Raw genomic sequence first — 356 nt, forward strand, 5'->3', positions numbered from 1 at the left:
CAGGTTGGGCGGCAACGTCCGTGTGGTGGCCGGTATCGGCTGAGGTATCGACATAGCCGCCACCCAAATCCGAAGCCAGCGCGATCTGTTCGTCGCGGCGATCCATCTTCAGGTTGGCGACGGCTTCGTCGGCGTTCAGCGCCGTGACGTCGGCATTGAGCACCGTGAGCTGATTGGTCAGCCCGCCCTTGTACTGCAGGATCGCGAGCTGGTCGGCGTCGCGCGCCGCCTGCTGCGCGATTTGTGCATCGGCGAGCTGCGCGTCGTTCGAGCGGATCTGCGCGAGCTGCGTGGCCACGCCGCTGAGCGCCCCAATGAGCGTCTGGTCGTACGCGGCCACCGCATAGTCGAACTCC

General features: G+C 66.3%; 1 pseudogene. It reads right to left on the minus strand.

From position 1 onward, the window contains the following. Positions 1-356 (minus strand): annotated as a pseudogene (locus U5A52_RS43155) (MarR family transcriptional regulator); the annotation flags it as partial.

Source organism: Paraburkholderia sp. J8-2 (genome assembly GCF_905220195.1).
Taxonomy (GTDB): Bacteria; Pseudomonadota; Gammaproteobacteria; order Burkholderiales; family Burkholderiaceae; genus Paraburkholderia.